The following is a 25,492-nucleotide window of genomic DNA, read 5'->3' as shown; positions in this document are numbered from 1 at the left end:
AGCACACCAGCAGTTTTCGATCAGCCGTGCATAATGTGTTAATGACAAAAGCTATTAGTACCGAACGCCTTATCCTGCGTCCTTGGGAAGAAACAGATGTTGACTTTGTCTTTGACTTGTACTCCCGGTGGGTAGTTCAGCGGTTCATTGGAACTGAGCCGACGGTCATGGACAGCCGTACCCAGGCAGTGGCGAAGCTCAAAAGTTTTCAGGCCCTGGACCATCCAGTGCACGGCATCTGGGCCGTGACTCGCAAGGATGACGGCGTGCAGGTTGGCACGTTACTGCTCAAGCCCATCCCGAAGTCCGGCGAGGAGCCCACGGAACCGTCCGGGGACGTGGAGATCGGCTGGCACTTCCACCCCGACCACTGGGGCAATGGCTTCGCCTCGGAAGCGGCAGAGGCTGTCCTTGAGCATGGTTTTGCCTCCGGTCTGGAGCGAGTAGTGGCCGTGACGAACTCCGCGAACACGGCTTCCCAAAGTGTCTGCCGGCGCATTGGCATGGAGCACAAGGGCACTACGAAGAAGTACTACAACGACACCTGTGAGCTGTTCGTGGTGGAGAACACGACCGCCGCGTCCTGATCACCCACCCCACCCAGCAACCTGGAAACACGTTCGCCATCGAACGCGATGGCGACACCGTACTGCGCAACGCCGGCCCGTGGACGCCCCCGGTGCACCGCTATTTGGATTACGTGGCCGCGGCCGGTGGGTGGGCTGGGTGTGGCAGGACACCGCCCTGACCGACGACGCCCACTAGCAGTCACCGGTCAGGATGCCCGCCGAGGTTATCTCCCACAACGACTTCGCCCCGCAAATGGACCACGCACGCAGGCGTGTCGGATTGCTGCTGGACTCCTACGGCTCCAGCGCCACCTAGGATGAGCTCCTGCACGTTGCTATCATCCGCCTGCGGGAGCTGGGCAAACCGGCACTGGCGGACGACGCCGGAGCGTACCTTCGCGACGCAGCCCAGCTGGCGTCGCTGGTGGACGGGGGAGAAAGCCGTGGCTGAGTACCGGCGCCAGCCCGACGTCACCCGGACCGAACATATTGGTGGGGTGGAACAGCGCAAAATCGCCGTAGTTGACTATGATCTGAAGCGGCAGATCCCGCAGCCGACGCCTACCTGCTGTTGCGGAACAGGCTGCGCAGTGACCCTGCGGACCGCAGGGTGTATGAGGAGACCAAGCGGATCCTGGTCAGTCGTGACAGGCCGGACATGAACGCCTACTCCAACGCGAAAAGCGCAGTGATTGCAGGCATCCTGCACCGGGCAGGAATGGAGAAGTGAGCGCCGGCTCCCCACATGTAAACTAGGGCCGGCAATGGAAGGTGCCGGCCGCCGTCGCACATTCCAAGCACCCTGACCCAGTGAATCGAGAATCCATGCACACGTCCTCCACCGCTTCCTCCCATGGCGTGCATCCGGCTGATCGCCACGAGATGATCCGGGTGCGGGGTGCGCGGGTGAACAACCTCAAGAACGTGAGCATCGAGATACCCAAGCGCCGGCTGACGGTGTTCACGGGAGTGTCAGGTTCGGGTAAAAGTTCACTGGTGTTCGGCACCATTGCCGCGGAATCCCAGCGGATGATCAATGAGACCTACAGTGCGTTCGTGCAGGGGTTCATGCCCACGCTGGCGCGCCCCGACGTTGATGTTTTAGAGGGCCTGACCACCGCCATTCTCGTCGATCAAGAGCGGATGGGCGCCAATCCGCGCTCCACCGTGGGTACCGTGACGGATGCCAACGCGATGTTGCGGATCGTTTTCAGCCGCCTAGCCCAGCCGCACATCGGCTCACCGCAGGCCTACTCCTTTAATGTTGCCTCGATTTCCGGCGCGGGCGCCGTCACGATTGAGAGGGCGGGGGAGAAGGTCAAGGAGCGGCGCAGCTTCTCCATTACCGGCGGCATGTGTCCGCGCTGCGAGGGCATGGGCAAGGTCAATGACTTCAACTTGGAAGCCATTTTCGACGCCGGCAAGTCACTGTCCGAGGGCGCTCTGCTGGTCCCCGGGTACAGCATGGACGGCTGGTACGGGCGCATTTTCGCCGGCTCCGGCTTCTTTGACATGGACAAGAAGCTGGGAAAGTTCACGAAGAAAGAGCTCCACGATCTCCTGCACAAGGAGGCCACCAAGATCAAGGCCGAGGGCATCAACGTCACCTACGAGGGCCTCATTCCCAAGATGCAAAAGTCCATGCTGTCCAAGGACGTTGACGCCATGCAACCGCATGTTCGCGCCTTCGTGGAACGTGCCGTGGTGTTCGCCACCTGCCCAGAATGCGCAGGCACCCGGCTGGCGGAGCACGCCCTTAATTCCACCATCGACGGCGTGAGTATCGCCGATGCCTGTGCCCTGCAGATCAGCGACCTAGCCATTTGGGTGCGTTCGGTCAAGGACCCGTCGGTGGCCCCGCTGCTGAAGGCGCTGGGGGAGACCCTTGATTCCTTCGTGGAGATCGGCCTAGGGTATCTGTCCCTGGACCGACCCGCCGGAACGCTGTCCGGGGGAGAGGCGCAGCGCACCAAGATGATCCGCCACCTGGGCTCCTCCCTGACGGACATCACCTACGTTTTCGACGAGCCGACGATCGGCCTGCACCCGCATGATATTGCGCGCATGAACAAGCTCCTGCTGCAACTGCGCGATAAAGGCAACACGGTGCTGGTCGTGGAGCACAAGCCCGAAGCCATCGCCATTGCCGACCATGTGGTTGACCTGGGACCGCTGGCCGGTTCTTCCGGGGGAGAGGTGGTGTACGAAGGAGACCTTGCAGGTCTGCGCGCCAGTGGCACCATCACCGGGCGGCACTTGGATGACAAGGTGGGGTTGAAAGCATCCTTCCGCAATGCGGGTGGTGTGCTGGAGGTCCGCGGCGCCAGTGAAAACAACTTAAAAGACGTGGACGTAGACATTCCCTTAGGCGTTCTGACGGTGATCACAGGAGTGGCCGGCTCGGGCAAGAGCTCCCTCATTCACGGCTCCGTATCCGGGCGTGAAGGCGTAGTGACGGTGGATCAGGGCGCCATTCGCGGCTCCCGGCGCAGTAATCCCGCCACCTACACGGGACTGCTTGAGCCTATCCGCAAGGCTTTTGCCAAGGTCAATGGCGTCAAACCCGCCCTGTTCAGTGCTAATTCTGAAGGCGCCTGCCCCACCTGCAACGGCGCCGGCGTCATCTATACAGATCTTGGGATGATGGCTGGCGTCTCCACCATGTGCGAGGAGTGTGAAGGCCGCCGCTTCCAGGCTGCCGTGCTGGAATTCCACCTGAGCGGGAAGAACATTAGCGAGGTGCTGTCCATGAGCGTGGACCGGGCCGCGGAATTCTTTGCCGACGGCGATGCCAAGCTGCCTGCGGCCCACAAGATATTGGTGCGCTTGTCCGACGTCGGGCTTGGCTACCTCACGCTGGGACAGCCGCTGACCACGCTGTCCGGAGGTGAGCGCCAGCGCATCAAACTGGCCACGCACCTGGGGGAGAAGGGCGGCATTTACATCCTGGACGAGCCCACCACAGGCCTGCACTTAGCGGATGTTCAGAAGCTGTTGGGCCTGCTGGACCGTCTGGTGGATTCGGGCAAATCAGTCATTGTCATTGAGCATCACCAGGCCGTTATGGCTCATGCTGACTGGATTATTGACATTGGTCCCGGTGCCGGGCACGACGGCGGATCAATAGTTTTTCAGGGCACGCCGGCTGAGCTTGTGGCTTCGCGGCAGACACTGACGGGCCAGCATTTGGCAGCGTACGTGGGGGAGTAACCGGGACGGGCTGCTGAAGTCTGAAAGAATCTTTTCCCGCTGATTGAACAGGTCAACAATGACCGTATGGCAGTGCAAATCACTTCGAGAAGTCTAACGTCACCCTTTTGTTCCGGGATGAATATGACGCACTTGAGCAGACAGTACACCTACTCAAGGTGCCCGCGAATGCAAGCCGCCTGAGCGAAAGTCGCCAGCAGTCAAATGCGAATATTTTGGAAGAGCCTGAGCTCAGTGAATCAGGTTGGTCCTCGCACCGCATGGTCCAGGAGAATCACCAAGGAGCGCCGCCTCGGCTATCTTGTGCAGGATGACGACCCGGTTGTCCTGCAGGCATGGTTTCACTACAGGTAGTGCTCGGTTTACCTGGAAAACCCGACATTTCAGCACTCGCAATATTGCGCCGATAATCTACATTATGTCAAGTAACGTCAAATCGCACCTTCCGAACCGGTAACTGGTGGATACAGGGTGGATCGAAAAAATGCACACCTCGTGGGTCGAGACCGGCGCAGGAGCACCCTTTGAACGCTACAGCTTAGCTGCATGGCAAGGTCCAGGGGCGTGCTGGAGTCTGGACGGCAACTATGGGCACTTACGTGATCGTCGCCGTTGGCTCAGTCTTAGACTCTCAGCTATCGCAATCGACAATCATGCGCCCGCTATTGCCGCCAGTAAGCAAAGAAGCGAACGCCTCAGGGATCTTGGCGAATCCAATGACGAGGGTGTGGACGCTGCGAACCTTTCCTGCGCGTAACCAGGTGGCAACCTCGGCTTCGAATTCTGGGCGCAAGTCCTCGTTTGATGTCACGTCAAAGCCGCGCATGGTCAGCTGCTGGTAGACCATGCGCAGGTAATTCGAGGGGCCCTTGACTTCACTCCCCCTCGCGTATTGCGACGCGCCACCGCAGATCACCGCGCGCCCACCGAAGCGCAGGTGCTCCAGCGCGGCTTCCAGCGCTTCCCCACCAACGTTGTCATAAAATAGATCGATCCCAGTTGGTGCCGCAGCACTGAGCAGATCCAGTACCGCGCCGTCACGGTGATTGAAAGCGGCATCGGCGCCCAAGGTGCCCAAGAGCTTAACTTTCTCGGGTGAACCCGCACTGCCAATGACGGTGGCGCCAACGGCTTTGGCGAACTGCATGGCGCAGCTGCCCACTCCGCCGGCCGCCCCGGAAACAAAGACCGAATCCCCCGCTTGTACCCCACCAAAGCGCATCATTCCGGTGTACGCGGTGAAGCCGGTATGTCCAAGTATTGTCAGGTGGGCCTCCAACGGAATGCCGGACCCCAGGGCTGGAATACTGCGCAGCTCATCCACTGCTGCAATGTCAATACTGCGCCACGGTGATTTTCGCACCGCCAAATCGCCCGGTTTAAACGCCGCGCTGCGGGATTCCAAGACCTCCACCACGCCGTCACTGGCGGGCACGTCTCCGGCTTTGATGCTTGGCCCGTAGGGGGTGTCCGGACCCCCAATCCTGTTAGCGAGCCCGGCATTCAGGCCCAGCCTGCGCAGCCTCACCAGCACTTGCCCTTCATGGGGCTCCGGGACTTGCCTCGTTTCGATCCGAAAATGCCGTGCCTCTACGGTGCCGTTCGGGTAGCTGTCAAGCTGTACTTCTTGTGCATCCATGGCACCAGCCTAATCCCCTCAGTGCCCAACTACAGTGCACCAGTTCGTGGGATGGCTTGTCTGCAGGTGCTACTTTTTTGCCGGATCCAGGGGTATGGCCCGGTTAGCTTTCCTCGGCCCGGGACTGGCGAAACCAAGAAGCGGTGCAGCTAGCGTCGACGTGTGAAGATGCGCCAGAACCGGCTTGTGGGGATGAAGGCCGCCGCGGCAAGAACTAGCGGAACCCATAGTGCAGCTTTTCCGCTCCAGCCAATGCCCACTCCGTTGTCCCCTGAGAAGGCCAGGACTTTGACGAACAAGAAATGAGCCTCAAATTCCCCTCCTGTTTGTCCCACAATGGCCAACATTCCGGCGACGAAGGTGGAAAAGAACAGCCAGTAAGCCAAGAGTATGATCATGGCTGCGGCTACCCCCGTTCCCCACAACGGCCCAGAAGTATGCTCCCCTTCGGCGTAGCTAGCTGCCAACTCCCCCGGCCTGCCCAATCCCGCGAGGACTTTTTGCAAACTGAAGGTATGCGTTTCGGCGTCAATACCCTCACGCAGATCAGCGAGAATACTCTTTCGGCGACGCCCTGATACTTTACTCTCCAGATACCACTCAACTTTGAACAGATACCAGTTCCTGCCCATCGCATGCCGGACTCCCAGCCGCTTCGACTTGCTCAAGGCACCGCTGCCACCGAAGAACTGTTGGGTTGCATTGTCAGAGTTTTTGTCTTCGATGTTCATGCCATGTTCCGCTCTGATTCAGGGCCAGGGTGCGTTCCGGCCGTAGCTAGTCCCCTATTGGCTACTTCAACAATTTCCCGCCACTTGCGAACTGCTCCCACACGGGCCTGTTCGCCGGAGTTAGTGAGCGCATAATACTTGCGGGCCGGACCCGAGGTTGAAGGCTGCAGGTAGCTACTGAGCCACCCATCACGCTCAAATCGGCTCAGCACCGGATACACGGCACCCGTAGCCAGCCCGGACAGGCCCACCGCGCGCAGCCTCTCAACCAGGTCATAGCCATACGATTCCTGCTGGTGCAGCAGCGACAGAATCAGCATCGGCAGCACTCCCCTCAGCAATTGAGGGTCATGGGGTGAAGTAACGTAATCCATGCCCGCTAGTTTGCCATAACTATTAGTTACAAACTAATAGTTATGGACCGTTAGTGCGTGGCGTCCTAGATAGGGAAAGTTCGGCGGCGTATCCCCCGCTGGAGCGTCTGCCGCCACGCCAAGGGGCATCCCGGATAATCCTTGCCGGAGCAACTTTCTGCCCATCAGGGCTCAGCCGCGCGGCCCGCTCTCGGGAAGCACCACGGCGGTGGACGGGTTCCCGGCAACCTTGCGTCCCTGCGGCTTGAGTTCGCTGACCAGCACGCTCAGGACAATCAGCGCAGCACCCACTAGCGCAAGGCCAGGCAACCGGTCCCCCGCGATACGGCCGAAAACGCCCGCCCAGAGAGGCTCCCCGGTGTAAATGATGGTTGCCCGGGTGGGGTCCACAGATTTTTGCGCCCAGTTCATAGTCAGCTGGATGACGCAGCTAGCCAGGCCAAGCCCGGCCCCAGCGCTAAGCCATATCCAAGAGAACTCCGGAACAGCCTCACCCACAACCGGCATAGACGCGAAAGCTAAAAGACTGCAGACAAGGAGCTGCACAACAGTCACGCGGCCCAAGTGGACCCGGGTGGCAAAAAGGCTGATCAGAACAATCTCAGAGGCAATCGCCACGGTACTAATCAGTGTCACGACCTCCCCCTTACCCAGACCCCCCGAGAAGGCTTCGGGCCCTGCAAGGAGAACTAGCCCAGCGAAGGCCAGCGCTGCTCCGGCAAAGGCCATGAGATGCGGGCGTTTTCGGAACACCGCCCACTGGAGAAAGGGCACCATGGGCACAAACAGCGCCGTCAGAAACGCGGAGGTACTGCTGCTGATGGTCTGCAGGCCCACGGTTTGCAGACCATAGCCAAAGAAAATCATGATGCCAATGGCGGCACCGGCGCCCGCATCAGCCAGGGTCATGCCGCGCAGGGTGCGATGGAAAATAACGCTGGCAACAAGTGCGGCAACACCGAAGCGGACACCCACGAAGAACATGGGTCCGCTGTATTTCATGGCCAAATGAATCACCAGATAGGTCCCACCCCACAGAATCGTGATGAACAGCAGGGCAAGCTCTGGCCAGCTCAGGGAAAAGCGGCGTGGTCTACGCGCGGTGGGCACCATTCTGTCCATATTAAGGCATACCCAGGTCTGTTGACCTCACTTCCAATGCGCTTTCAAGAAGGCTGCGTGCGGCCTCATCCCCAAGCCCCAAGGACCGGATTTGATGGACGTAGTCTGCGGCCGCTTTTTGGGCCTGGTGCACGATGGGATCCTCATGAGAGCAGACAAAGGTACCGTGGCGCCCGCGGGTCTCAATGACGCCATTTAGTTCAAGTTCCCGGTAAGCGCGGGCCACGGTGTTGGGTGCCAAGGCCAAATCGGCGGCGAGTTTCCTTACCGTAGGTAGCCGTGTTTCTGGTGCCAACGATCCCTCATTGATGAGACGCAAGATTTGTGCGCGAAGTTGCTCGAAGGGTGGCAGAGCTGAACGAGGGTCAACGGTGAGCATCATGGTTGGTACGGGGTGCTCGGGGCAGGGCCCTGTGTAGTGGCAGCGAAAGCAGTGTTGGTCCACAGCCGGTGGCGGAAGTAGTTGTAGGCTCCGCCGTAGCCGAAGAACATGACGATGGCGATGAATCCCCACGAAATGGCCAGTTCCCCATAGGGGGACCAGAGTGATGAAGTGTGGGATGGGTCGATTGCCTCGGCTAAACCGAGTCCGGCGGCGGCCAGTGCCAGCCACGCCAACCCAGCACTCAATTGGCCCAACTTCCGGAATGTGTCCGCCCGCAGGGCGTCATCCCACGCCAATTCCAGGGGATCGCTAACAGGTTGGGGCTGTTGCAGCATCCTTTGGGAAACCAGTTTGGATCCTGTTGCTACCACTAGGGCGAGAACCAGGAAGGGCAATGCCATACTTTGCAAGAAGGCGCCTCCGTTGACCTTTCCGGCCGCTCCCATGGCGAGGACGGTGACGTCCAGGGCAACTGCCAGCGCAAGGAGAAGTGGTGCTGTTGCTCGCCGCCAAGGGCTCATGTAGTCGGCAGCATCGACAGCCGCCGCCCTGGCCATGCGTGGGGAGTCCTCACGCTTGGTAAAGAGGGAGTCCCGCAGCGCCAGGGCAACGTCAAAGGTGGACATGCCGATGATGAACGCGGGAAGTACCACGAGCCACGAGAAACCAAAGATGGGCCCAGGCGTGGGTGTCAACAGCAGCACGGTAGCGGCAACCAAGGTCCCGGCAAGGCCACCAAGCCACTGTGCCGTGTCGCTGCGGTGAAGCCTGCGGGCAACGGAGGTATTGATCTCATCCGTTCCCATGGGAAGGCCCACTCGATCCCAAAACCTCTGCATTTGGCTCTGCCTGAATCGGCGGAACTGCGAAGCCGCTGCCACGCTTGCCGCGAGCAGTGCGAACATTCCTAGCAGTACCCAGGAAACTCCTACATCAGTTGACATGACTCCCCTTAGTTCTGATTTCTTTGTCTCAATGTATCATTACAATGAATTGAGGCAATACCGACAGCACGGCTGGCTGGCAGTGGGAGCCAGCGCACGGCCTCGGACTAGTTCTCCCACTACCCCGCCGCGTGGGGAGCGTCGTGAAGGTGGGCTCGTTCGCCGTCGTGGTTGAAAATGGAGAGGATCTCCACAGGACCCTCGTGGGCGCAAATGGCGTGCGGGACCATGGTGGAGAATTCGGCCACCTCGCCCGGGTGTACCAGGATGGTTCGCTCCCCCAGTTCCAGCCGCGCAATCCCGGCTAGAACGGTAAACCAGTCCCGACCGGGGTGCACTCCGAGCTGGTGGGGCCGGTCCGGGGTGATGCGCATTTTGGCGACGGTCTTGCCGTTCAGGCCGTCTCCCGTGGAAAGTACCCACGTGGTAAGGCCTTGTGAGTGGCCGGGCTGAGGGCGGATGACCACATCCTGATCGTCCGCTGTCTCCACTAGAGCATCCAGAGTGGTGCCAAAAGCGCGGGCGATGGGTACCAGCTGATCCAACGCTATGCGCCGATGCCCGGTTTCAAGGCGGCTGAGGGTGGACTGGCTGAGCTCGCACCGGGAAGCGAGGTTCTCCAGCGACCAGCCGCGCGCCAGTCGGAGGCTGCGGATCCGTTGGCGGATCAGGGCATCAACATCAGATTCTTGCGTCATACGCAAAAGTGTATGCGTTATCAGCACTGGAAAGCTACCGTGGAAATATGAGCAACCACGAACACGAAAAACACGCCCAAGGCCACGCACACCCTCACACGAACGACGCCGAACTAGCGCAGACACTCAACCTAGACGCCCGCATCCTCGGCTCCTACCTGACAGAGGCCACCGCCTGGGCAGCATCCCTTGCTGCGAAGGAGCCGGAGACAATGATTGATGTGGGTGCCGGATCCGGTGTGGGCACGGTTGCGTTGGCACAGCAATTCCCGCATGCAGCAGTCACCGCCCTAGATAAGTCGGCGCAGATGCTGACCATGACCCGTGCGGCGGCAGCCGAGAATGGGGTCGGGGCTCGCGTGCGTGGGATCCAAACCGATCTTGATGAAGCCTGGCCGTCGGAAATAACAGCGGATCTGTTGTGGGCGTCCTCCTCCCTGCACGAGGTGGCCGATCCCTACCGCGTTCTGACGGACATGTTCGCCGCACTGAATCCAGGCGGTCTGCTGCTAGTCCTTGAAATGGACGGGCTGCCCAGCTTCCTCCCCGAAACTCTGCCGGCAGGCTCGCCGCTGGCACCGGGCCTGGAGCCGCGCCTCCATGAAATCCTGGCCGGCATGGGCTGGAACCACTTCCCGGACTGGCAGCCCGTCCTGGCAAGCGTGGGATTCACAGTCCAGCGCCGCCCGTTCCCCACCGTGGGAAGCTCGACGCCGGAACTTGCCGCCCGCTATGCCCGTCACTTCCTGGCACGCATCCACCAGACGCTCGCTGACACCGCCTCCCCAACTGGCGCTTACTCCCCTACCGACGCGGCCTCCTCCGCAGACATGGCATCTCTCGAGTTGCTGCTGGGTGACGGACCGGAGTCCTTGGAACGCCGTGGAGACTTGCAGGTGCGTGGACACCGTACCGGTTGGGCTGCCCGCAAGCCGTAAAGACATCGCTAGTGTGGGCCTGTCACTGCCGCCGCACGTGGATTAGCCTGAAACCATGACAAGCATCGTATGGGCACCCGCAGACCTCATCATTGCCTCGAACCAGGGCGTTGCCGTGCGCTTTGCTGGGGTTGAAGTTACTTCAGAGATCCTCGAGCTCATGGGGCCCGGTGCCAATGGACGCGGTATCAGGGTGCACCTAGCCGGAGCCAGAGGCCAAGCCACCATGGAACGTGACAGCGCCTATGTCACTGCGTTGGAGGCGTGGGCGAAGGAACGCACGGCCCACGGCAAGGAGGAGGCCGGACCGCGGCCCATCATGCCAGGAGAAACGGTACTTACCCCGGTCCAGGCTGTCATTACGGACAATCACGAGACTGAATACCGCCGGGTGGGCGGACGAGTTGCAGGAACCGGAACCGAATGGTCCGCCTCGTGGGACTTTGTGCCCGAACCACCGCCCGGGGTCAAGCACCTTTCCCTCGAATTCACACTTCATGGCGAACTGACAGGCAAGAGCGTCCGCATCCAGCTGGACTGACGGTGCCGGTAGGCAAGGGCCATGCCACAAAATCGCCGTGTTCTGGATCCTGCCGCTCTGCTCGCCGGGCCCCGTGGCCGGCGGCTTTGTTTGGAGCTTGCGGGCTTGGCCGCCGATGCGGTAGCCACGGAATCTTGCGGCACAGGGCAGGATAGTGGCGGCTTTGGGTCGGCCAGATTCTACGCCGCCTACAACCGCGACCCGGATCGCGGCACGTCAACTGTTCTCTTCGGACCCGGCGCCGAGCAGCCGGTTCCGAACCCCACGGCCCAGGACGTGGCCGCTCTACTGGAGGCGGTGCCGCTGCCCATGCTCACGGAGTCCCTTCTTCTGGAAGCGCTCAGTTCTACAGTCAACTCGGCCCGTTACTGGCAGGAGCCGGACGGTGACGACGTCCTGGCCGCCACCCCCGCAATGCGCCGCGCCTTACATCGCTTTGCCCAGCAGTTAGCGGATTCGCCGCTGACGCACTGGTGGACGTCTCCCCTGGAGCCTGCAGCCCAGTGGAACGCTGCCTTCGTTGCGGACCCGCCACGTCCGCCCGCGCCAAAGGGAAACACCGCCGAGACGCTCACACAGTGGCGGCTGGATACTCTTCAAGATGAGGCCAACGCCGTCCGTGAACGCCCCAGTGACCCCACCTCGAACTGGAGTGGGGATTGGTGGTCCCGCCCGCCCTGGGCACTGCCCACCAGCACCCGCATGATGGCTGGACGGGAGGAGAGCGAGTTGGGCCCGGCTGGTTTGGGTCCTGTTGGCTTGTGGCTCGTGGAGGATGGCTTCGGCGAGGATGAGGCTGTGCTCCATGCACTGCAGGTGCCTGACCATGCTCGGATTTTCCGGATCGACTCCCCCGAAGACTGGGCCAGGCTGTGCCGCGAGCACTCACTGGAGGTGACGGCCTCCAAGCGTCAGGATTGGTACCGGACCACGGGGCGCAACGGGAAGTGGCTCATGCCGGATTGGTCCATGCTGAAAGAGAAGTACGACGCCGTCCACCTCACCATGGGTGGGTACCTGACAACGGCCGGGCGCGAGATCACCATCGATGAAAAATACTCGTCCGTATTGGCTGGCTGGGATCCCGACGCAACCTACTGGCTCTGCGATGTTCCGGCGGATGCGCCATCGCGGCAGACGTGGCGTCAGGATCCGGACGGTCTCTCCTGGGCGCCGCAGGGTGGGCGGGCCCGGTGCCTGACGGTGCCGGAACGCGGCCAGTGGATCTATAACGTCCAGGGCTATCGGGTTTCCGAGGTGACCACTGTCCTGGGCCACGGTGAGGAACTATGGCAGCGGGCATCGAAGGACGTGCTGACGTGGAAGGTTAAAACCCGTAGCGGTTTCAGCGTGGACACACTGGGCCCCGTGGTGGAGGGCCAGCACGTCAATGTCACCGCATCCCTGCTGGGTGTGAAGGTCGTGGAACCCGTGCAGGTGGTTGCCGTGGTGGACACCCCTGACCGCTCAGGCTTCGCCTACAGAACCTTGCCGGGACATCCCGTCAGCGGAGAGGAAGCCTTCATTGTGCACCGTGACGGTGACGCGGTGCACCTGAGTATCCGCTCCCTAACGCGTGCCGCCCCGCAACAACCGTGGCACGGGCTGTTTCCGGTATTGCTAATGGTGCAGAAACTCGTGCGGTGGAGGTACTTCCGCGCCCTGCGCTAACCACCAGTTCCTCGCCGTCACCATAGGCGTACTTGCCGCCTCGCAAGGCGGAGGCCACTGCCGCCACCAGACAGGCCACGATGGCGAAGCCAAAGGCCACGGCAAGCCCGTCGGCAAACGGGCCGGAGATCAGAGTCGGGAAGAACCCGCGTCCGGTGAGGAAAGCAGCGTCGGCCGCGCTCACCCCATGGGCCATCAAACCGGTATTTAGGGTGGCTGGCAGGGTCCGGGCCAGTCCCGTGACCATAGGGGAGAAGAAGATGCCGATGGAGAGCACCATGGCCGAGTTCTGGAAGGTGGTGCTCATGCCAGCACCCACGCCACGGCGGTTGGGCGGCAGCGCGTTCATGATGCCGGCTCGGTTGGGGGGGGGGCGGCGAACAGGCCCATGCCAATCCCGTTCAGCAGCAGTGCCAGGGCAAAATTCCAATACGCAAAGTTCACCGGCAACAGCAGCAGCCAACCAAAGCTGAGAGCCGCCACCACCATGCCGCCGGTGGCCAGGAGTCGGGCTCCGTGCTTATCGGAAATAGCGCCCGAGATGGGCCCGGCCACCAGGAAACCGGCGGTGAGTGGGAGCATGTAAATCCCGGCCCACAGTGGCGTATCCGCAAAACTGTAGCCATGGCGCGGCAGCCAGATCCCCTGCAGCCAAATGATCAGGATGAACATGACCCCGCCACGGCCAATGGCGGAGAGCACCAGCACCAGGGCTCCCCCTATCACCGCAGCCAGAACCCACGGGTTACTCCACCCCATGGTGTGAACACCGTAGGGGTGAATGCCGTAGGTGATGCCCACCAACACGGCAATCAAGCCCACCGCGAAGCTCACGTTCCCCCACCAATCCAGACGTGCGGGCGTCCGCGCTCCGGTATCGTGCAGCCGCAGGTACGCTCAGACTGTGCCGAAGAGCCCTACAGGGACGGACACTAAGAACACCAGCCGGCCAAAGCTGACAACCAGCACGGCTGTGACCACCATGTAGCCCATGATCAACCACAGCAGCAGGCTGGTGTTTCCGGGGGCCAGGGGTTAATGCCCACACCGCGAAAAATATCGGGCAAGGCGATCAGCAAAATGGACGCGTTGATGGAGGCCATGAGGACGCCAAGAGTGGTGTTGGAAAGAACTATCCACTTGTAGTGCGGATTGGCTAAGTCCCGGACCCGCCAGCTTGCAGCTTTGCCGCCACCACGCACTCTCGCCTGTTCCACAATGCAGCGCCCCTCATCAGAATTTGGGGCAGGGGAATTCATTGCCTCTGCTAACTATCAATGCTAGTCCCGTGCGAGCTGTGGGGACCTGAAAGGTTGCCGGGAAGACTATGAAGCCCGCTTGGCGTAAGGCTCGCTCCAGTATTGCTTCCGCTCAATCCAGTCCTCGATAGAGTAAGTGCATGAGTCTTCGCCCCAGTCCCTATTGCGCCGCCGCCAGCTGGATCATCAACTCCGAGCTGCCGTGGCAGCGAGTTCTCACTTTTGGTCCGGCGGCGTTTGACAGCCATGCCCGGCTGCGCTTCATCCCGGATCCCACCCGGGCCGGACAAGACGAAACTGACGGCGCTGTTGCTACCGGAGGGCTTTCCGAAACGGAACAGCTAAACATTGTGGTGTCCACTTTGCTTAGCTACACCACAACACCTCAGGAACTCTTCTTCGCATTTTGGGACGGTCACGGATTCGCCATGCCCGGCGCCCGCTTCGAAACCCCGCACCGGGAATTCTTCCTCTATCACGGGAGCGTTTCGGAGAACGGAAGCTGGGACATTGCCACAGAGGATCAGGCTCCCGGACAGCCGTGGCTGCCAGAGCCTGCCTACATCTGGCCGGCAGACCGGTCATGGTGCATTTCCAACGATGTTGACCCGCACTGGGCCGGAATTGGGGCAGGAGCGGAAGCCATCGAGGCCCTCTGCGCGGATGAACGCCTTGATGTTATCCCTGCCGATCCGGCCCAACCCCAACCCTTCTACACCTAGGAACCCCATGATCTTTGGGCAAACCCCCCTTCACCATGTGGGCATCAACGACTTCAACCCGCCCAATCCAGACATCTGGCCCGCAACCTTGGCCCCCGTGCAGCACATACTGCGCGAGGGCCTGGACCTGGGCCGCGCCACGGTGTTCGTGGGCGAGAACGGCTCCGGCAAGTCAACACTTGTTGAGGCCATCGCCATGGCCTACGGGGTGAACCCGGAGGGCGGCTCCACTGGCGCCATGCACCACAGCCGCCCCACCGAATCCGATCTCCACTCCTACCTCAAAGTGGACCGCAACATAGGCAGCAGCAAATACGGCTACTTTCTGCGCGCCGAAACCATGCACGGCTTCTTCAGTTACCTCGAGGACAACCCCTCTACCGGCATCCCGGACAGTAACTACCACGAGATGTCCCACGGCGAATCGTTCTTAGAGCTGATCGTGAACCGTTTCCGGGGCGGCGGACTGTGGATCCTGGACGAGCCCGAATCCGCACTATCCTTCTCCGGCTGCCTGTCCCTGCTCAGCGTGCTCACCGCGTTGATGGACGACGGCGACTCCCAAGTCATCCTCTCGACCCACTCCCCGCTGTTGGCATCCCTGCCGGGAGCCGACATTTACGAGGTGGGGCCGTGGGGGTTGCGTCCCAACAGCTGGGAGGAGCTTGAACTCGTACGGAACTGGCGCTCCTTCATGGACGCCCCGGAACGGTTCCTGAAGTACATCTAGCCAGCCAGTTCGCGCACCAAATGTGGTTCCACCAGTTCGGCGTAGCAGGCCTTGACCGTGTCAACGACCTGCGCGTAGGGCAGGTTCCAGATGTCCTCGTTGAAGATTTCCACCTCAACAACGCCGTTGTAGCCTGCCTCGGCAACCCACTGGCCGATGGAGGCGAAGTCAATTACGCCGTCGCCCATGAAACCGCGGGACAGCAGTGCCTCGGCGGCGATAGGCAGGTTGAAGTCGCAGACCTGGTAAGAGGCAATGCGGCCCGCTGCGCCGGCGCGGGCGATCTGCTCGCGCAGGGACGGGTCCCACCAGACGTGGAAGGTGTCCACCACAACGCCAACAGCCTCGACCGGGTGAGGTGCAGCAAGATCCAGGGCTTGGCCCAGGGTCGAGAGCACGGCACGGTCGGCTGCATACATGGGGTGCAGCGGTTCCAACACCAGGCGGACACCATGTTCCAGTGCGAACGGCACCAGTTCGGCCAGACGGTCGGCCACGCGCTGGCGGGCCAGGACAATGTTCTTGCCACCAGCCACGGCGGTAGCTTCACCGCCCCCGTCAACGGCGCCGGGTGAGACGCTGAAGTCCGGCAGCCCACCCACCACCATGATGATTTCGGTGGTGCCCAGGGCCTTGGCCTCGAGAATGGCGGCCTTGTTATCGGCCAGCGCTGCGGCCTGTCCAGCGCCATCGGCTGCGGTCAGGAAGCCGCCGCGGCACAGGCTGGAAACCTGCAGACCGGAGGCCTTGACCAGCTCGACGGCCGCTTCTAGGCCAACCTCGGCCACCTTGTCACGCCACAGCCCAATGTGTTTCAGGCCCGCAGCCACGCTAAGGTCCAGGGCCTCGGCCAGCGATGCCTTCTTAATGGTGGCGGTGTTGATGGACAGCTTCTCAAAGGTGCTCATACTTGTGCTCCTTCCAGGTCGGTGGACTCGGCGCCCTTGGCCACTGAGGCGACCCCGGCCGCGTTCAAGAAGCCTGCCATGCGGGTGGCTGCCTGTTCGGGGTTGAGCAGCAGCCCTGCTGTGTTGGCCAAGCGGAACAGCTTGACCAAGTGGTTCAGGTCCCGGCCTGAGTGCAGGCCGCCGACCATTTGGAACCCAGCCTGGTAGCCGTTGAGCCAGGCAAGGAAGGCAATACCCGTTTTGTAGTAGTACGTGGGTGCCTCGAAGATGTGCAGGCCAAGATCCCGGGTGGAGTCCAGGATGGCGCCTGCTTCTGCCGAGCGGCCGGCATCGTACTCCTGCAACGCAGTGGATGCGGCAGGGGCAATGGCGGCGAAGATGCCCAAGAGGGCGTCCGAATAGTGTTCGCCGTCCCCGTCAATCAGTTCCGGGTAATTGAAATCGTCGCCCGTGTACAGACGCACGCCCTCAGGAAGGCTGGCACGCAGCGCAACTTCATGTCCGGCGTCGAGCAGGGAAACCTTCACCCCGTCAACCTTGGAAGCGTGGGCCTCAATCAGCTTCTGGAATGTTGCGGTGGCTGCGGCGACGTCGTCGCTCCCCCAGTAGCCGGCCAGAGCCGGGTCAAACATGGTGCCCAGCCAGTGCAAGACCACGGGTTGCTTGACCTCGGTCAGTAGGGTGCCATAGAGGCTCAGGTAATCATCTGGACCGGAGGCAACCTTGGCCAAGGCGCGGGAAGCCATAATGATGACCTTGGCCCCTGATGCCTCGACCACGGCGATCTGCTCTCGGTAGGCAGCTAGCACTGCGGCTAGCCCGGCCTCGCCCGGCTCCACCGTGGCGGGATCCAGCTGGTCGGTGCCGGCACCGCAGGCCAAAAGGTCACGCACGGTGCGTTCCGGGGTGGCAATGAGCGCGGCCTCGGCGGCGGAGCGGTTGATGAGCTCCTGCGTGGCGGCCCAGTCCAGTCCCATGCCGCGCTGTGCGGTGTCCATGGCGTCGGCAATGCCCACGCCCCAGCTCCACAGCTCACGGCGGAATGCCAAGGTGGCGTCCCAGTCAATGTCAGCCGGGGCGCCGGGGACGTTGTTGCCCAGCACCCTCGGGGTGACGTGCGCGGCGGCGTAAACCTTGCGGGAAGTGATCAGCTCGGTGGGTTTGCGCCAAGGACCAGTGGCGTTCAGCGTCAGGTTTTCTAACTCGCCGCTGGGCAGCGGAAGGGTAATTGAGAGTGTCATTGTTAGAGCTCGATTTCCGGGATGTCCAGGGTGCGGCGCTCGGCGGAAGAGGCCAGGCCCAGTTCGGCCAGCTGCACGCCGCGGGCTGCGGAGAGCAGACCGAAGCGGTGTTCGCGGCCGGCCACAACATCGCGCAGGAACTCTTCCCACTGCAGCTTGAAGCCATTGTCCAGGTCTGCGTTCGCGGGGACTTCCTGCCACTGGCTGCGGAAGGATTCGGTCACGGGCAAATCCGGGTTCCAGACGGGCTTGGGTGTGTTGGCGCGCTGCTGGGAGACGCACTTGTTCAGGCCGGCGACGGCAGAGCCGTGGGTGCCGTCGATCTGGAATTCAACAAGCTCATCGCGGTAAACGCGTACGGCCCAGGAGGAGTTGATCTGGCCAATGACGGCGTCACCTTCCGGGGTTTCGAGCTCGAAGATGCCGTAGGCGGCGTCGTCCGCCGTTGCCTTGTATTCTTTGCCTGCCTCGTCCCAGCGAGCCGGGATGTGGGTTGCAGTCTTGGCGTTGACACTCTTGACCTTGCCGATGATGCCCTCAAGGACGTAGTTCCAGTGGCAGAACATGTCAGTGGTCATGCCGCCGCCATCTTCCTTGCGGTAGTTCCAGGAGGGGCGCTGTGCGGCCTGGTGGTCACCTTCGAACACCCAGTAGCCAAACTCTCCGCGGATCGAGAGGATGCGGCCGAAGAATCCCTCGTCAACAAGACGGCGCAGCTTGACCAGACCCGGTAGGTACAGCTTGTCATGCACAACGCCTGCTGTGATGCCGGCGTCCTTGCCGATGCGGGCCAGCTCGATGGCCTCTTCGAGGGTCTCCGCTGTGGGCTTCTCGGTGAAGATGTGTTTGCCATTGGCCATGGCCTTCTTCAAGGTGGCGGCGCGCAGGCTGGTCATGGAGGCGTCGAAGACGACGTCGACCGTGGGATCGGCGATGATCGCATCCAGATCGGTGGTCCAGTGCTCAACGTGGTGCAGTTCCGCCAGTTCGCGGACCTTCTCGGCGTTGCGGCCTACCAAGATGGGCTCAATGCCAACTTTGGTGCCATCTTCTAGCGTCAGCCCGGTTTCACGCAGGGGCAGGATGGAACGCAGCAGGTGTTGGCGGTAGCCCATGCGCCCGGTGATGCCGTTCATGGCAATGCGAATGACGCGCGGCTTGCCGCCGGCGACGTTGCTGGCTTCGTTGCCAACAGATGTGGACTGTGCAGTTGCCTGCTCGGTGGATGCTGTCAGAGTCATGTGAATCTCCCGGATGGTGTTGTTGGAGAGCCGGACTGCCCGGCGTGGCCTGATACTTGGAAAGCGCTTTCCATCTGCTGTTCAACATATCATTGGGGCAACCCGTTCACAAGACCAAACCGCGTCCTTCATGACAAGGAAAATGCTGTGCCCGTCAAACTCACTGAGGTTGCCCGCCTTGCAGGCGTCTCGCTAGCCACTGCATCACGCGTCTTGAATGGTTCCTCGCGAAACCCGGCCGCCGACATCACCGAGCGGGTCAGGGTTGCCGCCGAAGAGTTGGGGTACGTAGCCAATGCGCAGGCTCAGGCGCTGGCCCGCTCAACCACGGGCCTGGTGGGACTGGTGGTGCACGACATCGCCGATCCTTACTTTTCCGCGATTGCGCACGGCGTTCAGGAGGTTGCGCTGAAGTCGCGGCGCCAGGTGCTGCTGGCGGGGACAGATTTTGGCGGCGGTGACGGGGCCACTGACGGTTCCACTCACAGCGCCACTCACAGCGCCGAACTAGCGGCCGTGAATGCATTCATCTCTTACCGCACAGATGCCATCATTCTTGCCACGTCACGCTTCCTCGAAGAGGACCCTCTGCTGAGCCGGAATCTGGAGCGGTACATCAAAAATGGCGGCCGGGTTGTCACCTTGGGAGCCACATCCATCCCTCATGCCAAAGTGATTTCCATTGGCAACTTTGAAGGTGCCCGTGATCTGGTTGCTGCGCTGGTGGACCGGGGACTGGTGCGCTTTGCCATTCTGTCCGGACCCCATGACAGGAACACTGCGCGATCACGCGTGTCAGGTTTTCACCAGGCCTTGACTGAGCGTGAATTAACTCCCCTGGCCGTTGTGGAAGGCGAATTCTCGAGCCGCGGTGGGTTTAACGCCACCCTGGAATGCCTCGATACCTTGGGGATCGTTGCCGCAGGTACCTCCCTGGACTCACCCCTTTGCATCCTTGCCGCCAACGATGTCATGGCTCTCGGAGCAATGACTGCGCTGCGGTCCAGGGGACTAAGGATTCCCGAAGATGTACAGGTTGCAGGATTTGATGACATTCCCACCCTGCGGGACCACTTCCCAGGACTGAGCACCTACAGGCTGCCCCTTGAAGAAATAGGGCGGCTGGCGGCAACCCTGGCGCTAGAGGCGGAAACGCAGACCGGATCGACAGTCACAGGGACGGTAGTGCTGCGGGAAAGTGCTGGCACCACCGCCAGCTCGGCGAATGGTGCATAATCACAGTATGAACAGTGAAGAGCATCCGGGTCAGGTTATGGGCGAAGAGGAAGCCTGGCGCTTCCTCGAACACACACGCTTTGGGAGGTTGGCACTGAGCGTGGGAAACATGCCAGACATTTTTCCAATCAACTATCTGGCCCATGATGGGAAACTGTTGATGCGTACCAATCCCGGGACGAAGTTGGCGGAGCTAACCATCAATGATTCCGTGGCTTTTGAGATAGACGGACTTACCGAAAGTGAAGCCTGGAGTGTGGTACTCAAGGGCACTGCCCGGGTACTGGAATCGCAAACAGAGATTGACGCAGCCAGCGAACTGCCTCTTACTCCCTGGCTACAAACCTTGAAATACACCTTCGTGGAGATTCTCCCCCAAAGTGTCCGGGGATTCCGGTTCGCCCTAGGCACTGAGCCAGAACGGTACTAAAGGAGCTCTACGCTGCGTCAGCGAGGCCCAGAAGCTGCTGATCTTGAGCCCGTAGGATCGCCAAACGAGTCAGAATGGCGTCGTCTTCCTCGTCGTACGGCGTGGCCGCCGGAGGATCGGGCAGAGTATCGCCACCCCAGCAATCCTCGGTCAAACCAACACCGTCCCAGCTCTCGCTGTCCCCTACAACACCGTCCCAGGAATCGTTGCTTCTCTCCTGCCTCGCTGCAGCAGCTAACGGCTCGCCAGCTAAGATTCGCTGGCCAATTTGCCCACCACTGGGGTGCTGCCCTAGCGAGCCTTGGATAATCTTTTTCAACCATTTCGGATAGACCGGCGGTTGCTGTTCCGGGGGATCTGGCGGGCAGTAACGGCCTGAAGGCGATGTCCACGAGATGGTTCCGTTTTCTTCCACGCGGGGCGACCAGCCACGGAGCCGAAGGCTCTGACGCTCGGGTTCTGCAATGCAGCGCCGCCTACCATGCCTGTCTTTGTCATCTTTGAAGTGCTTAACCCGATGGTGGTGACCGCACAGGTGCTCTAAGTTGTTATAGATGGACCTGCCACCGCTTTCGAAGCTCTTAACATGGTCTACATCGCAATTAATAGCTTTGGCCATGCAGCCGGGGAACTGGCAGTAAACATCTCTAATCAGCAGCATGGTCCGCATGGCGCGGTCGATCCGATAACGGTCCGGATACCGATCGATGGGTCTATTAGTTAGGGGATCAACGAGGACTCTGAGGAAGCTGCCGGCCTCTACGGCCAAGCGTTTGGCGACTTCCATACTTATAGGTCCGGTTCCCTCCATCCATGCCGGCTCATTGGTCACGCCGAGTAAGGATAGCGCCGGAACTAGTAGGACAGGAGTGACTTGTGGCAGCGGTGGCCATACTTCACCACTGACGGTGCTTGCAATACTCAACTCTGGCAGCTGGGAATTGCAAAGCCATTCCGGGCGGTTGCGAGGATCCGGCTCGTGAAACAAGGGGTCGTAGTAGTTGGCATCTTCAAAGACTGGAACTTGCCACGGGTGGAGCAGGGCCCCACCGCGATCAGGGTCGGGGAAAAGCCCCTCCCCACATGCATCTGGCTCCGGCCGCAGCTGCCATGGAAGCAGATCGAGACTAGCGCCGGAATCACCGCCAGAAGCCGAGCCGTCCATTTGTCCCCAATGGCCACGGGTACTCTCAGTGTTTGTCACTACGGGGTTTGCAGGCACCGCGTTTTTAGGCCCGGTGTTTGTAGGCGCAGCGTTTGTGGTTCCGGCCTGTGATGGGGCTGGCAAATGGATGCCGTTCTCGTCCATGCTCTGCCTCAGCAGCAACGCGGCCGCCACGTCTGCGCGCAATTGCGAGAGCGTCCGGTCTTCATGATCGCCCCGGGCGGCTTGTGCCGTATAAGTGCACTGGTCCCAGATCCCCTCGATAGTGGGGGCTGGACCATAAAGGCTAAACCAGGACATACCGTCAAATCCACGGTGGACACGCACATTCCGGTCAGCATAAGCACGCCTGGTCCGCGCCACGATGGTCTCGGGATAGCTGCGCTCTCGCAATCTGCGGGCGGTAGAGCGAAAGCTTGGCAGTGTTTTATTGCCGGCATGCTCCAACAGACGCTTCTCGAAAGAATCGATGGCTTCCTGCGGGATCTCGGCTTGGTGTAAAAGGCTGGTTTCCTCCGCAATGATGAGCGCAAAATCCCAGCCCAATTCCCCTGCTGAGAGCAGTTCCATGGAGGTGGGAAGTTTCCGCACTAACATCATTGACTTCTCGATCAACACTCCAGCGACACTCTCAGGAACATGCAAAATATTGGCCAACTCGGCGCTGATCTGGTCCAGGGCGCAGCCTTTCTGCCACCAATCGAGCGTCAAGAGCCCGCCTTCCAGCATGGCTGCAGATTCTAGGCGGTCCACCATCAGTGCTACCAGAGCTGCACATTGGTTCTGATGCCTCCGCAGAGCTGAAAGTGCTTCACCACAGCCGTCTATCAGCACCCGGACACTCTCAAGCTGCGATTGGGGCGCAGCAATTTCCGATGGGCCCTCATCAGGCTGCGCACTGTTGGTTCCGGGAATGGGCAGCGGCGGTAATCCCTGCATGGAGGAAATGAACCACGACAGCGGTTCAAGGGTGGGAAGAGCGAGCCCGTCAATGAGGTCCGCCGCACTGAGTGGGGTGGATGACGCGTCCCGATCCGCCGGGACTTCCCTCGAATTGCCCATACCACAATTATAATATATAGATATGGCTAGATCAATAGAAGCCTAAATCTATACGTATATAAATCCGATTATCGCGATAGGCAAAGCCGCACCGAAGACCGAGCCGGCGGTCAGGAAAAAGGTGAGTGCCGCCGTCGTACTTGAAGAAGTACAACAGCGGCACTCGAGACTTCTAACAGCGGCGGCAGGTGCCTACCAGCGGTGCGCCACGTCAATAATGATGCGGGATGTATTGCCTGGTCCGTTCAGAACAAATGCCGTGAAGGGGAGCCTGGCCCGGACTCCTAAGGCCAAGGTGGTGGTACCTTCAAAGCTGCCTGCCAGGGCTACCTGACGGAAGGTGGCATACCCGGCTGTATTGACCAGCTCGTTACGGTTGGCGGGAGTGTAACTAGCCGCGCCACTGCTGGTGTAAGCGGGAGCTTTGACGGTTATTTTTAGATCGGCCGCGCCCCGCACGGGAACCGCCACGCCGCTACCTGGCCGCACCACTGCAGTCACATATTCAACGGTGTAGCCATTGGCTTGGCCCTTGAGATCCACCACCAAGCGGTCAAAGCACGCGTGCTGACCTGCGCGAACGTTGGCAACTGTGGCGTTAGAAGCGCTCCCTGCCGTCTTGGCGAGAGAGCCCCACGTAATGCCACAGTAGGGCGCCGCCTGTGCCGGCGCGGGTGCTATAAGGATAAATGCGGCCAGCAACCCCACAACTGCTAGCCAGGCTTTGATGTATTTCATGGGAATCACCCTTTCCGGAAGTGACAATGTTTAGCTCATATATGAGTTATTTCACGGTAGATCTTTGCTGTGCTCCTCGCAGCAGTCCGGGCAGAAAGAACTCCCAACTGTTACAGCCTGCGTTCCAGAGCAGATAATCGTTACCTAGGTCTCCATAGCTGATGGTTTGTGACGAGCCGCGATACGCTGGTGAGAATCACCGTTCACTCTTGGAGTTGCCCATGGCCGTGCGCAGTTTTTCCGATCCGGGTCAGCCAGACCATCTAGACGTAAGCACCAGTTTTGACGGTACGACGCACCTGGATGGTAAAGACAGCGCATTGGCTGCCCGTGCCACAGGATCATCATGGCGTGCTTCGGTACTGCGTTATTATTCGCTGACCAAACCGCGGGTGCTGTATGGAAATGTACTCACGGCGGCCGCCGGGTTCCTCTTTGCCAGTCCTGGCGCGCTGGACTGGTTCCTGTTCTTGGCAGTCTGCATCGGCACCACTTTGGTCATTGGCTCCGCCTGCGTTCTGAACAATGTTCTTGACCGCGATATTGATACGTTGATGGTCAGGACTAAAAAGCGGGCCACTATCACGGGAGGTGTGGGGGCACGCAATTCTCTCATTTACTCCGCCCTTCTCGTTCTAGGCGGCATGGCCGTACTAGTGGCGTGGACCAACACATTAGTTGTGTTCGTGGGATTGGCCGGCTTTTTAGCTTATGTGGTGCTCTACGGCATGCTTTCCAAACGCCTGTCCATCCACGGCACCTTGGTGGGCAGCGTATCCGGGGCCGCACCCATTCTGGGCGGCTATGTTGGAGCCAGCAACGAGCTCGACGCTGGCGCAGCAATAGTCTTCCTCATACTATTTTTCTGGCAGCTGCCAGCGTTCTATTCGATCTCCATTTACCGGCAGCAGGAATATGCCCGAGCCAAGGTGCCTGTCATTTCAGTTGTTCGAGGTATTGCCAACACCAAGGTTCAGATCCTGGTGTACACAGCCGTCTTCGTGGCTGTTTCACTTCTCCCCCAGCTCTTTGGCTATACCGGCTGGTTTTACACGGCCCTGATGGCAGTCCTAGGAGCCGGGTGGCTCGTCCTGGCCGTTCGCGGGCTTCGCACCACGGATAACGATCGTTGGGCACGCCTCATGTTCCGCTACTCACTGATCATGATGTTCGCTATTTCGGTGCTGCTCACAGTTGGCCCGCGCCTGCCCTGAGCAAAAACTCTCCCCCGATGAGTCCTAGGCCGGGGCCGGCCCTTGACCGTGAGTAAAAATCGGCTTCCAATTGAGGTAAGGGCTTAATTAATTTGGCCCTGTGCGTGCGTCCGGACGGGGCAGTCCGGCCAAGGTGCCGGGAGGTCGAGACAAAATGGTGTTCCTTGTTCTTGCAGTTCTAGTGGTGGCAACCACTGCAGCCACCGTATGGATGGCAGGCTCAGCAATCCGCCGCAAAGATGATCCCGACGCAACGTTTTGGTACACGTTCACGGGCCTGTGCATGGTGATGCCCATGATCTTGATCCCGGCGATGAAGACGCCTGCACTATCTGGTGCCTTGGTTCTGGTGGCGGCTGCCACGGCCGTTGGAACACATTTTTATGCCCGTCGGCACGCACGTCACACGGCCGCCAACAAGCGAGACTTCGCACTTATTTCCGCTCTTAATGAGACCTCGGCCTGGCATGAGTCACTGCTCGTCCAATGGAGCCGTTACGAATGGGACCCGGCGGCAGCCATTGATTTTCCGGATATGAGCGATGTTGGCGTTCCTGAAACAGCCGCCCTCATCAGAGCAGTGGCTGTTGCGGGACGGCTCTCCCCCGCACCGAGTAGTGAGCCTCTGACGGAACAGCAGATAGGGCCCTACCAGCAAGCCGTGGCCCAGCTTGCGGCTGCCTTGGAGAGGGCCGAAGCTGCGGCGCAGCACAGTTCCTACTGA

26 protein-coding genes and 1 pseudogene are annotated in these 25,492 nt (G+C 60.6%); 13 read left to right on the top strand and 14 right to left on the bottom strand.

Going from position 1 to position 25,492, the window contains the following annotated elements; genetic code table 11:
- Positions 1-41 precede the first annotated feature (41 nt).
- From RY113_RS16110 to RY113_RS16095, 4 genes and pseudogenes are all read left to right on the top strand, one after another.
- Positions 42-587: a GNAT family N-acetyltransferase gene (locus RY113_RS16110; RefSeq protein WP_110106778.1), complete on the top strand. Its 546-nt coding sequence runs from the start codon at positions 42-44 to the stop codon at positions 585-587.
- A 532-nt stretch (positions 588-1,119) separates the two neighbouring features.
- A pseudogene (locus RY113_RS16105) lies at positions 1,120-1,299 on the top strand (GrpB family protein); the annotation flags it as partial.
- Positions 1,300-1,394: 95 nt separating this feature from the next.
- Positions 1,395-3,779 (top strand): excinuclease ABC subunit UvrA, encoded by a 2,385-nt coding sequence (locus RY113_RS16100; RefSeq protein ID WP_315915425.1) that lies wholly within the window; start codon positions 1,395-1,397, stop codon positions 3,777-3,779.
- A gap of 204 nt (positions 3,780-3,983) precedes the next feature.
- The gene (locus RY113_RS16095) at positions 3,984-4,133 is read left to right on the top strand and encodes a type II toxin-antitoxin system YoeB family toxin (protein ID WP_315915388.1); all 150 of its coding nucleotides are present in this window, start codon (positions 3,984-3,986) and stop codon (positions 4,131-4,133) included.
- Between the two features lie 277 nt (positions 4,134-4,410).
- On the opposite strand, the gene RY113_RS16090 is transcribed toward RY113_RS16095, so the two are convergent.
- The 7 genes from RY113_RS16090 to RY113_RS16060 form a co-directional block, all read right to left on the bottom strand.
- Complete coding sequence (locus tag RY113_RS16090; protein WP_315915387.1) at positions 4,411-5,418, bottom strand: NADP-dependent oxidoreductase; 1,008 nt, start codon at positions 5,416-5,418, stop codon at positions 4,411-4,413.
- Between the two features lie 149 nt (positions 5,419-5,567).
- Positions 5,568-6,149 carry a hypothetical protein gene (locus tag RY113_RS16085; RefSeq protein WP_315915386.1) on the bottom strand — a complete coding sequence of 194 codons (582 nt, stop codon included), beginning with the start codon at positions 6,147-6,149 and terminating at the stop codon, positions 5,568-5,570.
- A complete protein-coding gene (locus RY113_RS16080; RefSeq protein ID WP_315915385.1) occupies positions 6,146-6,523 on the bottom strand; it encodes a PadR family transcriptional regulator in 378 nt (125 codons plus the stop codon). Before RY113_RS16080 ends, RY113_RS16085 begins: the two co-directional genes overlap by 4 nt.
- Positions 6,524-6,694: 171 nt before the next feature.
- The gene (locus RY113_RS16075) at positions 6,695-7,636 is read right to left on the bottom strand and encodes a DMT family transporter (RefSeq protein WP_315915384.1); all 942 of its coding nucleotides are present in this window, start codon (positions 7,634-7,636) and stop codon (positions 6,695-6,697) included.
- 10 nt (positions 7,637-7,646) lie between these two features.
- Positions 7,647-8,027, bottom strand: a complete 381-nt coding sequence (locus tag RY113_RS16070; protein ID WP_306457003.1) for a GntR family transcriptional regulator — start codon at positions 8,025-8,027, stop codon at positions 7,647-7,649.
- On the bottom strand, positions 8,024-8,974 hold the full coding sequence (locus RY113_RS16065) for a hypothetical protein (protein ID WP_146213053.1): 951 nt from the start codon (positions 8,972-8,974) through the stop codon (positions 8,024-8,026). Before RY113_RS16065 ends, RY113_RS16070 begins: the two co-directional genes overlap by 4 nt.
- A gap of 119 nt (positions 8,975-9,093) precedes the next feature.
- Positions 9,094-9,672 (bottom strand): helix-turn-helix domain-containing protein, encoded by a 579-nt coding sequence (locus tag RY113_RS16060; protein ID WP_110106794.1) that lies wholly within the window; start codon positions 9,670-9,672, stop codon positions 9,094-9,096.
- Positions 9,673-9,719: 47 nt separating this feature from the next.
- Here RY113_RS16060 and RY113_RS16055 point away from each other — a divergent pair, with 47 nt between their 5' ends.
- Genes RY113_RS16055 through RY113_RS16045 form a run of 3 tightly spaced genes read left to right on the top strand, consistent with a single transcriptional unit; the run spans position 9,720 to position 12,822 of the window.
- Complete coding sequence (locus RY113_RS16055) at positions 9,720-10,610, top strand: trans-aconitate 2-methyltransferase (protein WP_110106795.1); 891 nt, start codon at positions 9,720-9,722, stop codon at positions 10,608-10,610.
- A gap of 55 nt (positions 10,611-10,665) precedes the next feature.
- Positions 10,666-11,151 (top strand): hypothetical protein, encoded by a 486-nt coding sequence (locus RY113_RS16050; RefSeq protein WP_315915381.1) that lies wholly within the window; start codon positions 10,666-10,668, stop codon positions 11,149-11,151.
- A gap of 21 nt (positions 11,152-11,172) precedes the next feature.
- Positions 11,173-12,822 carry a DUF1990 domain-containing protein gene (locus RY113_RS16045; RefSeq protein WP_315915380.1) on the top strand — a complete coding sequence of 550 codons (1,650 nt, stop codon included), beginning with the start codon at positions 11,173-11,175 and terminating at the stop codon, positions 12,820-12,822.
- Between the two features lie 345 nt (positions 12,823-13,167).
- On the opposite strand, the gene RY113_RS16040 is transcribed toward RY113_RS16045, so the two are convergent.
- Both RY113_RS16040 and RY113_RS16035 read right to left on the bottom strand, forming a co-directional pair.
- The gene (locus tag RY113_RS16040) at positions 13,168-13,656 is read right to left on the bottom strand and encodes a hypothetical protein (RefSeq protein WP_315915379.1); all 489 of its coding nucleotides are present in this window, start codon (positions 13,654-13,656) and stop codon (positions 13,168-13,170) included.
- 161 nt (positions 13,657-13,817) lie between these two features.
- The gene (locus tag RY113_RS16035) at positions 13,818-14,081 is read right to left on the bottom strand and encodes a hypothetical protein (RefSeq protein ID WP_315915378.1); all 264 of its coding nucleotides are present in this window, start codon (positions 14,079-14,081) and stop codon (positions 13,818-13,820) included.
- Positions 14,082-14,221: 140 nt separating this feature from the next.
- On the opposite strand from RY113_RS16035, the gene RY113_RS16030 reads away from it, so the two are divergent.
- Together RY113_RS16030 and RY113_RS16025 are read left to right on the top strand one after the other, a co-directional pair.
- Complete coding sequence (locus RY113_RS16030) at positions 14,222-14,803, top strand: hypothetical protein (protein WP_315915377.1); 582 nt, start codon at positions 14,222-14,224, stop codon at positions 14,801-14,803.
- Between the two features lie 7 nt (positions 14,804-14,810).
- On the top strand, positions 14,811-15,533 hold the full coding sequence (locus RY113_RS16025) for an AAA family ATPase (RefSeq protein ID WP_315915376.1): 723 nt from the start codon (positions 14,811-14,813) through the stop codon (positions 15,531-15,533).
- Here RY113_RS16025 and RY113_RS16020 read toward each other — a convergent pair.
- Genes RY113_RS16020 through RY113_RS16010 form a run of 3 tightly spaced genes read right to left on the bottom strand, consistent with a single transcriptional unit; the run spans position 15,530 to position 18,818 of the window.
- Complete coding sequence (locus tag RY113_RS16020; RefSeq protein ID WP_315915375.1) at positions 15,530-16,441, bottom strand: sugar phosphate isomerase/epimerase family protein; 912 nt, start codon at positions 16,439-16,441, stop codon at positions 15,530-15,532. The genes RY113_RS16025 and RY113_RS16020 overlap by 4 nt on opposite strands.
- Positions 16,438-17,682 (bottom strand): dihydrodipicolinate synthase family protein, encoded by a 1,245-nt coding sequence (locus RY113_RS16015; protein ID WP_315915373.1) that lies wholly within the window; start codon positions 17,680-17,682, stop codon positions 16,438-16,440. The genes RY113_RS16020 and RY113_RS16015 overlap by 4 nt, the downstream gene beginning before the upstream one ends.
- A gap of 2 nt (positions 17,683-17,684) precedes the next feature.
- Complete coding sequence (locus tag RY113_RS16010; protein WP_110106882.1) at positions 17,685-18,818, bottom strand: Gfo/Idh/MocA family protein; 1,134 nt, start codon at positions 18,816-18,818, stop codon at positions 17,685-17,687.
- Positions 18,819-19,070: 252 nt separating this feature from the next.
- Between RY113_RS16010 and RY113_RS16005 the strand changes: the two genes are divergently transcribed.
- Positions 19,071-20,159: a LacI family DNA-binding transcriptional regulator gene (locus RY113_RS16005; protein ID WP_315915372.1), complete on the top strand. Its 1,089-nt coding sequence runs from the start codon at positions 19,071-19,073 to the stop codon at positions 20,157-20,159.
- Between the two features lie 7 nt (positions 20,160-20,166).
- Positions 20,167-20,589, top strand: a complete 423-nt coding sequence (locus RY113_RS16000) for a pyridoxamine 5'-phosphate oxidase family protein (protein WP_110106802.1) — start codon at positions 20,167-20,169, stop codon at positions 20,587-20,589.
- Between the two features lie 7 nt (positions 20,590-20,596).
- On the opposite strand, the gene RY113_RS15995 is transcribed toward RY113_RS16000, so the two are convergent.
- A complete protein-coding gene (locus RY113_RS15995; protein ID WP_315915371.1) occupies positions 20,597-22,816 on the bottom strand; it encodes a DUF222 domain-containing protein in 2,220 nt (739 codons plus the stop codon).
- Positions 22,817-23,008: 192 nt separating this feature from the next.
- Positions 23,009-23,554, bottom strand: a complete 546-nt coding sequence (locus tag RY113_RS15990; protein WP_315915369.1) for a hypothetical protein — start codon at positions 23,552-23,554, stop codon at positions 23,009-23,011.
- A 221-nt stretch (positions 23,555-23,775) separates the two neighbouring features.
- On the opposite strand from RY113_RS15990, the gene cyoE reads away from it, so the two are divergent.
- The gene (gene cyoE / locus RY113_RS15985; RefSeq protein ID WP_315915368.1) at positions 23,776-24,768 is read left to right on the top strand and encodes a heme o synthase; all 993 of its coding nucleotides are present in this window, start codon (positions 23,776-23,778) and stop codon (positions 24,766-24,768) included.
- A 100-nt stretch (positions 24,769-24,868) separates the two neighbouring features.
- Positions 24,869-25,492: a hypothetical protein gene (locus tag RY113_RS15980; protein WP_315915367.1), complete on the top strand. Its 624-nt coding sequence runs from the start codon at positions 24,869-24,871 to the stop codon at positions 25,490-25,492.

It is taken from the genome of Arthrobacter sp. lap29, from assembly GCF_032458965.1.
GTDB lineage: Bacteria > Actinomycetota > Actinomycetes > Actinomycetales > Micrococcaceae > Specibacter > Specibacter psychrochitiniphilus.
This window is presented reverse-complemented; position numbering and strand designations above follow the sequence as displayed.

Bases quoted from the DNA above. Each gene is read 5' to 3' on its own strand.
- RY113_RS16030 (WP_315915377.1), top strand. From the start codon at position 14,222: ATGAGTCTTCGCCCCAGTCCCTATTGCGCCGCCGCCAGCTGGATCATC.
- RY113_RS15995 (WP_315915371.1), bottom strand. From the start codon at position 22,816: ATGGGCAATTCGAGGGAAGTCCCGGCGGATCGGGACGCGTCATCCACC.
- RY113_RS16100 (WP_315915425.1), top strand. From the start codon at position 1,395: ATGCACACGTCCTCCACCGCTTCCTCCCATGGCGTGCATCCGGCTGAT.
- RY113_RS16050 (WP_315915381.1), top strand. From the start codon at position 10,666: ATGACAAGCATCGTATGGGCACCCGCAGACCTCATCATTGCCTCGAAC.
- RY113_RS16065 (WP_146213053.1), bottom strand. From the start codon at position 8,974: ATGTCAACTGATGTAGGAGTTTCCTGGGTACTGCTAGGAATGTTCGCA.
- RY113_RS15990 (WP_315915369.1), bottom strand. From the start codon at position 23,554: ATGAAATACATCAAAGCCTGGCTAGCAGTTGTGGGGTTGCTGGCCGCA.
- RY113_RS16110 (WP_110106778.1), top strand. From the start codon at position 42: ATGACAAAAGCTATTAGTACCGAACGCCTTATCCTGCGTCCTTGGGAA.
- RY113_RS16000 (WP_110106802.1), top strand. From the start codon at position 20,167: ATGAACAGTGAAGAGCATCCGGGTCAGGTTATGGGCGAAGAGGAAGCC.
- RY113_RS16055 (WP_110106795.1), top strand. From the start codon at position 9,720: ATGAGCAACCACGAACACGAAAAACACGCCCAAGGCCACGCACACCCT.
- RY113_RS16090 (WP_315915387.1), bottom strand. From the start codon at position 5,418: ATGGATGCACAAGAAGTACAGCTTGACAGCTACCCGAACGGCACCGTA.
- RY113_RS16010 (WP_110106882.1), bottom strand. From the start codon at position 18,818: ATGAACGGCATCACCGGGCGCATGGGCTACCGCCAACACCTGCTGCGT.
- RY113_RS16025 (WP_315915376.1), top strand. From the start codon at position 14,811: ATGATCTTTGGGCAAACCCCCCTTCACCATGTGGGCATCAACGACTTC.
- RY113_RS16035 (WP_315915378.1), bottom strand. From the start codon at position 14,081: ATGAATTCCCCTGCCCCAAATTCTGATGAGGGGCGCTGCATTGTGGAA.
- RY113_RS16070 (WP_306457003.1), bottom strand. From the start codon at position 8,027: ATGATGCTCACCGTTGACCCTCGTTCAGCTCTGCCACCCTTCGAGCAA.
- cyoE (WP_315915368.1), top strand. From the start codon at position 23,776: ATGGCCGTGCGCAGTTTTTCCGATCCGGGTCAGCCAGACCATCTAGAC.
- RY113_RS16015 (WP_315915373.1), bottom strand. From the start codon at position 17,682: ATGACACTCTCAATTACCCTTCCGCTGCCCAGCGGCGAGTTAGAAAAC.
- RY113_RS16020 (WP_315915375.1), bottom strand. From the start codon at position 16,441: ATGAGCACCTTTGAGAAGCTGTCCATCAACACCGCCACCATTAAGAAG.
- RY113_RS16060 (WP_110106794.1), bottom strand. From the start codon at position 9,672: ATGACGCAAGAATCTGATGTTGATGCCCTGATCCGCCAACGGATCCGC.
- RY113_RS16045 (WP_315915380.1), top strand. From the start codon at position 11,173: ATGCCACAAAATCGCCGTGTTCTGGATCCTGCCGCTCTGCTCGCCGGG.
- RY113_RS16085 (WP_315915386.1), bottom strand. From the start codon at position 6,149: ATGAACATCGAAGACAAAAACTCTGACAATGCAACCCAACAGTTCTTC.
- RY113_RS16080 (WP_315915385.1), bottom strand. From the start codon at position 6,523: ATGGATTACGTTACTTCACCCCATGACCCTCAATTGCTGAGGGGAGTG.
- RY113_RS16095 (WP_315915388.1), top strand. From the start codon at position 3,984: ATGCGAATATTTTGGAAGAGCCTGAGCTCAGTGAATCAGGTTGGTCCT.
- RY113_RS16075 (WP_315915384.1), bottom strand. From the start codon at position 7,636: ATGGTGCCCACCGCGCGTAGACCACGCCGCTTTTCCCTGAGCTGGCCA.